The sequence below is a fragment of the Pusillimonas sp. genome (assembly GCF_035515275.1).
Taxonomy (GTDB): Bacteria; Pseudomonadota; Gammaproteobacteria; order Burkholderiales; family Burkholderiaceae_B; genus Pusillimonas.
The window spans coordinates 1-8598 of record NZ_DATJBQ010000132.1 but is presented as its reverse complement, the minus strand read 5'-3'; the positions used below and the strand labels follow the sequence as shown (position 1 = coordinate 8598).

The 8598-nt window shown below is 61.1% G+C and carries 10 protein-coding genes; 7 read left to right on the top strand and 3 right to left on the bottom strand.

The window, feature by feature from the left end; genetic code table 11:
* Positions 1–344: alpha/beta fold hydrolase (locus VL003_RS09710; RefSeq protein WP_325441947.1), on the top strand; the 344-nt coding region annotated here is incomplete at its 5' end.
* A gap of 238 nt (positions 345–582) precedes the next feature.
* On the top strand, positions 583–885 hold the full coding sequence (locus VL003_RS09705) for an I78 family peptidase inhibitor (RefSeq protein ID WP_325441945.1): 303 nt from the start codon (positions 583–585) through the stop codon (positions 883–885).
* Between the two features lie 37 nt (positions 886–922).
* On the opposite strand, the gene VL003_RS09700 is transcribed toward VL003_RS09705, so the two are convergent.
* Positions 923–2110: an MFS transporter gene (locus VL003_RS09700; RefSeq protein WP_325441943.1), complete on the bottom strand. Its 1188-nt coding sequence runs from the start codon at positions 2108–2110 to the stop codon at positions 923–925.
* Positions 2111–2261: 151 nt separating this feature from the next.
* On the opposite strand from VL003_RS09700, the gene VL003_RS09695 reads away from it, so the two are divergent.
* On the top strand, positions 2262–2744 hold the full coding sequence (locus VL003_RS09695; RefSeq protein WP_325441941.1) for a YajQ family cyclic di-GMP-binding protein: 483 nt from the start codon (positions 2262–2264) through the stop codon (positions 2742–2744).
* Between the two features lie 93 nt (positions 2745–2837).
* On the opposite strand, the gene VL003_RS09690 is transcribed toward VL003_RS09695, so the two are convergent.
* Positions 2838–3599 carry an ABC transporter permease gene (locus VL003_RS09690; protein ID WP_325441939.1) on the bottom strand — a complete coding sequence of 254 codons (762 nt, stop codon included), beginning with the start codon at positions 3597–3599 and terminating at the stop codon, positions 2838–2840.
* Positions 3596–4522, bottom strand: a complete 927-nt coding sequence (locus VL003_RS09685; RefSeq protein ID WP_325441937.1) for an ABC transporter ATP-binding protein — start codon at positions 4520–4522, stop codon at positions 3596–3598. Before VL003_RS09685 ends, VL003_RS09690 begins: the two co-directional genes overlap by 4 nt.
* A gap of 138 nt (positions 4523–4660) precedes the next feature.
* Between VL003_RS09685 and VL003_RS09680 the strand changes: the two genes are divergently transcribed.
* The 4 genes from VL003_RS09680 to VL003_RS09665 form a co-directional block, all read left to right on the top strand.
* Entirely contained in the window at positions 4661–6175 is a 1515-nt protein-coding gene (locus tag VL003_RS09680; RefSeq protein WP_325441935.1) for an NAD(P)H-hydrate dehydratase, read from the top strand.
* A 37-nt stretch (positions 6176–6212) separates the two neighbouring features.
* Positions 6213–7061, top strand: coding sequence for an HAD family hydrolase (locus VL003_RS09675; RefSeq protein WP_325441933.1), 849 nt, complete (start codon positions 6213–6215; stop codon positions 7059–7061).
* Positions 7062–7162: 101 nt separating this feature from the next.
* Positions 7163–7666: a tRNA adenosine(34) deaminase TadA gene (gene tadA, locus VL003_RS09670; protein WP_325441931.1), complete on the top strand. Its 504-nt coding sequence runs from the start codon at positions 7163–7165 to the stop codon at positions 7664–7666.
* Between the two features lie 79 nt (positions 7667–7745).
* The coding region (locus VL003_RS09665) for an LD-carboxypeptidase (protein WP_325441929.1) at positions 7746–8598 on the top strand (853 nt) is incomplete at its 3' end.

The following is an 8598-nucleotide window of genomic DNA, read 5'->3' as shown; positions in this document are numbered from 1 at the left end:
GCCTGCCGCAAGCCTGCGACGAAATGGCGTATGCCTTGCTGCGCGCGGTGCTGGAACAGGGCAAAGAGGTATGGCGCTTGTCGTGCCCGCCCGCGTACGAGTCGAAAATATTTTCCTCGAACGACGACACCACCTTATGGTCGTGGTTGCCTGCGCTGGGCGATCGGCTCAAGCTGGTGTGTGCCGACCCGGCCGTGCCGGGGGTACAGCCCTCGGCGGCCATTGCGCTTGATATGACCAACAGGCTGGGCCTGAACTACGAATGCGTGCCCGAAACCACCCATTTCCTGCAGCTGGAAAACCCCGATGCCTGCGCGGCAATCACCCGGGAATTCTGCCAGTAAACGACCAGGTATTATTGAAATGCACCCGGCGCCAGGTAATTGAAATACGCCAAGGGGATGATGCGCGCGACTGATGCGCAGCTGCCAGTTGCGTGCGGGTTGATTAACAATACTGTGGGGCTGGGGTCTGGCATTCAAGGGCACATTGCGGGCCCGCCGCTTGCTGGGGCGTTCGACACGGGTATTTGAAACCAACTGCTAAGGCGCCCAGCCAGGCGCCGGCCTGAAAGGAGACGCCATGTACTTACGCACGTTATTGGTGGCCGTTGCCACGTTGACCCTGGCGGCCTGCTCGTCAGTCGATCTGAACGCGCCAGAGGCCCAGGGCGGCGCCCCGCGCATCTGCAATGCCGACAAGGCTTCGCATATTGCCGGTCAGAAAATTACGCCCCAGCTGGAACAGGAGGCCCTGCAAAGCAGCGGCGCCGGCATGCTGCGGGTGATACGGCCGGGGCAGATGATCACCAAGGAATACCGCTCTGAACGAATCAACCTGCAACTGAACGACTTTGACGTCGTGGTTCGGGCCTATTGCGGTTAACTGCGCGAAAGGTCGCTGCGGCGTTGCCCGGCGGCACTTACTCAATCTTCCGGGGCAGCCACCGCCAGAACATGGCGGCCGATATAAACCCCATGGATCCAATCGCCACAATGCCGGCGCTTAGCGACATCACGCCTATTAGGGCGGACACCAGCAGCGGCCCGGCGCCGGCGCCGCTGTCGGTAATAAGCCGCCAGATGCCCAGGAACTGAGTTCTGGCTTCGGGCGGCGAGGCGTCGGCGCCGACGGTCATGATCAGCCCCGAGCCCACGCCGTTGCCCAGCCCTAAAAGCATGCAAACGGCGGTAAAAGCGGCCAAGCTGTGGGTAAGCGGCATCAGCATCAGGGCAACGCCCATCAGCAGCATCGAGGGCACGGCCACCCACATGCGCCCGCGCGTGTCCATGACCTTGCCCGCCGGGTAGAACAACAGCATGTCGATGGAACCCATTACGCCGTACACCACGGCTGTGGTGGGCGCGTCCAGGCCGATGTGGCTGGCCCATAGGGGCACGATGATCTGGCGGCAGGCGCGCACGGCGGCCACCAGTGCGCCGGCCAGGCCCAGGGTCAGGAAGACGCGCATATGGCTGCGCAGCACACCGCCCAGGCGCGGCGCCACAAAGCCGGGGGTTCCTTTTTGCGGCTTGCGCTGGGGCAGGTCGGGTATGAAGTAAGAAAGCAACCCCGCACCCACCATGGCCGCCATGGCCGCCCAATAGGCGCCCGCCAGCCCCATAAAGTGCATCACCGCTGCGCCCGCGAACGGGCCCACGAACAGGCCCACCCGCATGGTGCCGCCCAGGGTGGAAAGCGCCCGCGCACGCAAGGAAATGGGTACGGCTTCGATCAGGTAGGTTTGCCGCGCCAAAAGGAAAACGGCGCTGGCCAGGCCGACCACGAACACCCCCGCGCCCAGCATCCACGCGCTGGTGGCCACCACGCATAAAATCAGCGCCAGCACGGTGAGGGTGGCCGCACCCACCATCGAGCGGCGTTCGCCGTACTTTGCGGTGATAAGGGCAGCGGGAATATTGCCCAGCAGCGACCCGATGCCGATCAGCGACACGATCAGCCCCGATAGCGCCAGCGAAGCGCCCAGCTCTTTGGCGCTAAGCGCAATGATCGGGAATATGGCGCCTTCGCCCAGCCCGAACAGCAGAGAAGGGCCAAAGGCGGCAACGGCAATGTTGCGCAAGCTGAACGAAGGGTTTGGGGAGGTCACGGCAAGAGTCTGGTGAATACGGTCGAACGTATGAAGCAAGTATTCTATCGTTTAAACTGTAGCGTAATGACAAGGCGGCTTGCGCCGCGCCAAAACCTTCAGCACACCACGGCTTGCTCTATAGCCGACCAGCAACACGGGGATACCAGCCATGCCTTCTTTTGACGTCGTTTCCGAGGTCGATAAACACGAGCTTTCGAACGCGGTCGATCAAGCCAATCGCGAGCTGACCACGCGTTTCGACTTCAAGGGCGTTGACGCCAAATTTGAACTAGACGAGTTCGTGGTGACGTCGATTGCACCCAGCGCGTTTCAGCTCAAGCAGATGCTCGATATTTTGCGCGGCCGCCTGTCGGCGCGTGATATCGATGTGCGCTGTCTTGAGGTGGGCACCCCGAACGAGAACCTGGGCGGGGCGCGTCAGAAAATAACCGTGCGCCAGGGGCTGGAGCAGTCGGTCTCCAAGAAGCTTATTGCCGCCATTAAACAGGCCAAGCTCAAGGTCGAGGCACAGATCAATAAAGACAAGCTGCGCATTACCGGCAAAAAACGCGACGACCTTCAAGAGGCCATTGCATTGCTGCGCAAGACCGAGGTTGACCTGCCCCTGCAGTTCAATAATTTTCGCGATTAATGGTGCCGGCAAACATCGGCCGGGTCGCCATGGCGCCACTTTGTGGATGCCACCTTTGAGCGCGGTGGTTTCATGCACGCCGCCGGCTTGGGTTCAGGCTTTTAATCGATACCCGCTTTTAAACATCCACGCCACGATGCCCAGGCACAGGGCCAGAAACACCAGCGTCATGCCCAGGCTGACGCCCACGTGCACGTCGGCAATGCTGTAAAAGCTCCAGCGAAAACCGCTGATCAAGTACACCACGGGGTTGAACAGGGTTACCGTTTGCCAGAAGGGCGGCAGCATGTCTATAGAATAAAAGCTGCCGCCCAAAAACGTTAAGGGCGTAACGATTAACAGCGGCACCAATTGCAGCTTTTCAAAGCCGTCGGCCCAGATGCCGATAATGAAGCCGAACAAGCTGAAGGTCAGCGACGTAAGCACCAGAAACAGCAGCATCCACACCGGGTGGTCGACCCGCAGCGGCACGAAAAAGGTGGCCGTGGCCAGTATGATCAGGCCCAGAATAATCGACTTGGTCGCCGCCGCCGCCACGTACGCAAAGGTAATTTCCAGGTACGACATGGGCGCCGACAGTATCTCGTAGATGGTGCCGGTAAAGCGCGGAAAATAAATGCCGAACGAGGCGTTGGTGATGCTTTGCATCAGCAGCGAAAGCATGATCAGGCCGGGCACAATAAACGCCCCATAGCTGATGCCTTGCACCTCGGTGATGCGGTTGCCGATGGCCGCGCCAAACACCACAAAATACAGCGAAGTGGATATGACCGGGGCCAGCAGGCTCTGGCTTAGCGTGCGCCAGCTGCGCGCCATTTCGAACAGGTAAATGGCCCTGATGCCATGCAGGTTCATGCGGCCTCCTTGACCAGGCTGACAAAAATATCTTCCAGCGAGCTTTGCCGGGTGCTTAGGTCGGTAAAGCGTATGCCGGCCTGCTGCAGGTCATTCAGCAAGGTGGTGATGTCGTGGCTTTCGCGGGTGGAATCGTAGGTGTAGACCAGTTCCAGCCCGTCTTGTGAAAGCTGCAATTGGTAGGACTGCAATGCACTGGGTATTTGGCTTAACGGCAGGGCCAATTGCAGGGCCAAGTGTTTTTGGCCCAGTTGGCGCATGAGCTGGTGTTTTTCTTGAACCAATACGATGCGCCCGTGGTTGATGACCCCGATGCGATCGGCCATTTCTTCGGCTTCTTCGATGTAGTGGGTGGTAAGAATAATGGTGACCCCGGTGGCCCGCAGCGATCGCACCATTTCCCACATGTCTTTTCGAAGTTCTACATCCACCCCGGCGGTGGGTTCATCCAGAAACAGAATGTCAGGCTCGTGCGACAGCGCTTTGGCAATCAGCACGCGCCGCTTCATGCCGCCGGAAAGCGTCATGAGCTTGTTGTCTTTTTTGTTCCATAGCGACAAGGCCCGCAGCACTTTTTCAATGTGAGCCGGGTTGCGCGGTTTGCCGAACAGGCCGCGACTGAAGCTTACCGTGTTCCATACTGACTCGAACGCGTCGGTGGTAAGCTCTTGCGGCACCAGGCCGATGCGGGAACGGGCCTGCTTGTACTGCGAAACAATGTCGAAGCCGGCTGCCGTAACGGTGCCGCTGGTGGGCCGGACCAGGCCGCAAATAATGCTGATCAGCGTGGTCTTGCCCGCGCCGTTGGGGCCCAGCAGGGCAAAGATTTCGCCCTTGTGTATGTTCAGGTCAATGTCCTTCAGGGCTTCAAAGCCCGAGGCGTAAGATTTGCAAAGCTTCGACACTGAAATAACAGCCGGCATGGTAGCGTCCATTTACGATGTTTCACTCTCTGTGGGGCAGCTTATCATTTAACCTTTGCACATTGCCGCCTAGTTTAAGGCAAGTCTTTCCCGGCGCGGCCCCTTGCTTCTGGGGCGGAAACCAAAGGATACCAACGCATGAATCCCCGCGTGGATGGCTCTTATTCCGTCCTGTTAAGCCCGCAGCAAATGTACGCCGCCGACCAGGCCGCCATGGCTGCCGGCGTCAGCGGAATCGAACTGATGGAAGCAGCAGGCCTGGCGGTGGCTGCAACGGTCAGGCGCCACTGGCCCACGGGGCCGGTGGTGGTGTTGTGCGGGCCGGGCAACAACGGCGGCGACGGCTTTGTGGCCGCCCGTCATTTGCGAGGCTGGGGCTGGCCGGTACGGCTGGGCCTGCTTGGCGAAGCCCAGAACCTTTCGCCCGACGCGGCTCACCATGCCGCGCTATGGGGCGAGGCCATTGAGCCGCTCAGCGTTGATCTGTTGAAGGGCGCTTCCGTGGTGGTAGACGCCTTGTTTGGTGCGGGGCTTTCCAGACCGCTCGAGGGCCTGGCGCTGGAAGTGCTGCATGCTGTCGAGCAGAACCGGCTGCCTGTCTGCGCGGTGGACGTGCCCAGCGGGCTCGACGGCGCCACCGGCCAGGTGCTGGGCATGGTCGTGCCCGCGCGGCACACGGTTACTTTCTTTCGCAAGAAGCCGGGGCATGTGCTGCTGCCGGGCCGCAATTTATGCGGTCAGATCACCTTGGCCGACATCGGCATTCCGCCCGAGGTTATCGAGGGCATGGACGAACTGGCCTTCGAGAACGAGCCCGCATTGTGGCACGGCATGTTTCCCTGGCCGCGGGCCGAAGACCATAAATATGCGCGGGGCCATGTGCTGGTGGTGGGCGGCGAGATCATGACGGGCGCCGCAAGGCTGTCGGCAATGGCGGCCGCGCGCGCGGGCGCGGGGCTGGTTACCGTGGCCGCGCCTGCGCCGGTGTGGCCGGTGTATGCGGCAGCGCTGGACAGCATCATGGTGCAGCCGCTGGACGATGCCAGCAACCTGACCGATATTTTGGCCGATGCGCGCAAGAACGTGTTGGTGGTGGGGCCCGGCGCGGGCGTGTCGGAAGCCACCCGCCACCATGTTCTGGCCGCGCTGGCTACGGGCAGGGCGGCGGTGCTCGATGCCGATGCAATCACGTCTTTCGGCCCCGCGCCACAAACATTGTTTTCGGCCATTAAGGGGCCGTGTGTGCTAACCCCGCACGAGGGCGAGTTCAGCCGGCTGTTTTCAGGCCACGGCAGCAAGCTCGAGCGTGCGCGGCAGGCGGCGCGGCAAAGTGGGGCGGTCGTGCTGCTGAAGGGGGCCGATACGGTTATTGCCTCGCCCGACGGCCGGGCGGTTATTAACAGCAATGCGCCGCCCACCCTGGCCACCGGCGGCACGGGCGATGTGCTGACGGGCATTATTGCCGGGCTCATGGCTCAGGGCATGGCGCCGTTTTTGGCGGCGGCCGCCGGAGCCTGGCTGCACGGCGAGGCGGCGCGCCAGTTCGGCCCCGGGCTTATTTCAGAAGACCTTCCGGCCATGTTGCCGCGCGTGTTGCGCCGGCTCAAGGCCTATTCAAGCACGCCAGGCGTTACACTTGCGGTTCCCACGTAGCGCGGGCCTTGCGGCTCGCGCCGTCCCAAGGTCCACTATGTCTGATGCTATTGCCTTAATCTTCGACTTTGACGACACCCTGGCGCCCGACAGCACTTCGGGGTTTTTGTCCGATATGGGTGTCGATGCCGCGCACTTCTGGGCACAAGAAGTAGGCCCCTTGCTTGACCAGCACGACTGGGACCCGGTGCCCGCCTATTTGTACAAGCTTATAGAACTTTCGCGCTCGGGCCGCCACGGCCCCATTACGCGCGAGCGCCTGCAAGATTGGGGCAGCCGGCTGCCGCTGCACGATGGGGTGCAATCCTTGTTTGACCGTCTGCGCGAGGTGGTTCGCCAGAACCACCCCCAGGTGCGGCTTGAGTTCTATCTTATTTCCAGCGGCATTGGCGATGTGGTGCGGCATACGGCTATTGCGCATGAATTTACCGACATCTGGGCTTCAGAATTTATTTACGATGAGCAGGGCGCGGTCAGCTTTCCCAAGCGCATCGTCAGCTTCACCGATAAAACACGCTACCTGTTTCATATTCAAAAGGGCATCGTTGGCGCGGCCTCGCGCAACAAGCCGTTTGAAGTGAACAAAAAGGTCGACCAAGACAAGTTGCGCATTCCGTTTCAGCAGATGATCTTTGTCGGCGACGGCTACACCGACATTCCCTGTTTTTCGCTCATACGCAGCTCCGGCGGCGTGGCCTTTGGCGTGTGGGACCCTCGCCATCGTGACAAGCGCAGCCGGGCGTGGGGTTTTATACAGGAAGGCCGCGTCTCGAACCTGAACCAGGCCCGCTACGACGAAGACGCCGAGCTTTATCAATGGCTGGAAGAAGCGGTTGAAAGCCTGGCCGGCCGAATTTCGTTGAACTCGCGCATTTACGGTGGCTGATTCGCATCTGGCAGAGCGTGATGGCGGCTGATTCCACCCCACCCCAGAGCAAGCAGAACGTGTCCGCCTCGTCCAGAACGGGTGCGGTCTCGGAGCCGTGTGTGCCCGCATTTACTGAACAAGACACGCGCGCCATGCACATGGCGCTGGACCAAGCGCAGCAAGCACAGGCCTTGGGCGAGGTGCCGGTGGGCGCCGTCGTGTTGGACGAGCAGGGCAGGGTCATAGGAACCGGCTTTAACTGCACCATTACCGGCCACGACCCCACGGGGCACGCCGAGATAATGGCCCTGCGGCAGGCCGCCCAAGCGCTGGGCAACTACAGGCTGCCCAACGCGAGCCTATTCGTCACCCTGGAACCTTGTGCCATGTGTGTGGGCGCCATCCTGCATGCGCGGCTGGCGCGCGTGGTGTATGGCGCGGCCGACCCCAAGACGGGGGCATGCCACAGCGTGCTGAATGTTCCGGCCATTGCGCAGCTGAATCACCAAACTCAATTTGAAAGCGGGCTGCTGGCGCAGGAATGCGGCGACCTGCTGCGCGATTTTTTTCGCGAGCGCCGGAAGGCTGCGCGATCAAAAGGGCCCGGTTCCACGGCAAGCTAGCTTTCCTTCACGGCGAACTGGCGCTGAACGTTGCCTCAGATATACTTTCGCCTGCTTCTAAATTCCACACAGGCTGATCATGACACACGGGCGTCACGCTTCCCCGAAAGGCATTTACCTAATTTCACCTTCCGGCGCGGTGGCCGATCCGGCCGCCGTCGAGCTGGCGCGCGAGCGCCTGAAAGACCTGGGTTTCAAGACTGCGGTCGATCGTACAGCGCTCGCCGTACACGAACGCTTCGCCGGCACCGACGCCCAGCGTCTGGCGGCGATTACGCGCTCGCTTAAACAGAAGCACCCGGTGGTCATGGCTACGCGCGGTGGCTACGGCCTGAGCCGTCTCTTGCATCGCATTGACTGGCAGGCGGTGGCCGACAGCGGCAAGCTTTTCATCGGCCAAAGTGATTTCACTGTTTTCAATCTGGCGCTGCTGGCCCGCACCGGCGCCGAAAGCCTGGCCGGGCCCACGGCGGTGTTTGATTTCGGCTCGGCCAAAACCGACGACCTGACTGCCGCGCTATTTTGCGAGACGCTGAGCGGCGAGCTTGAGATACTCAGTTTTGAGTCGCCGGATTCTGACCCGGTGGATGCCCGCGGCATTTTATGGGGCGGCAACCTGGCCATGGTGGCTTCGCTGGTTGGAACACCGTTCATGCCGCGTATTCGTGGGGGCATCTTGTTCTTGGAAGACGTCAATGAACACCCGTTCCGTATCGAACGCATGCTGACCCAGTTATTGCATGCCGGCATACTGGCCAAGCAGAAGGCCGTTGTTCTGGGGCGCTTCACCCAGTACAAGCTTGCCAGGAACGACAATGGCTACAGCATGGATTCAGTGGTGGCCTGGCTGCGCGATAACGTGAACGTGCCGGTAATAACCGGCCTGCCCTATGGGCATGTCAAGGTCAAGGCCACTTTGCCTGTGGGGCGCA

Coding starts and splice junctions, on each gene's coding strand:
- VL003_RS09690 (WP_325441939.1), bottom strand. CDS start 3,599: ATGAACCTGCATGGCATCAGGGCCATTTACCTGTTCGAAATGGCGCGC.
- VL003_RS09695 (WP_325441941.1), top strand. CDS start 2,262: ATGCCTTCTTTTGACGTCGTTTCCGAGGTCGATAAACACGAGCTTTCG.
- VL003_RS09685 (WP_325441937.1), bottom strand. CDS start 4,522: ATGCCGGCTGTTATTTCAGTGTCGAAGCTTTGCAAATCTTACGCCTCG.
- VL003_RS09705 (WP_325441945.1), top strand. CDS start 583: ATGTACTTACGCACGTTATTGGTGGCCGTTGCCACGTTGACCCTGGCG.
- VL003_RS09680 (WP_325441935.1), top strand. CDS start 4,661: ATGAATCCCCGCGTGGATGGCTCTTATTCCGTCCTGTTAAGCCCGCAG.
- VL003_RS09675 (WP_325441933.1), top strand. CDS start 6,213: ATGTCTGATGCTATTGCCTTAATCTTCGACTTTGACGACACCCTGGCG.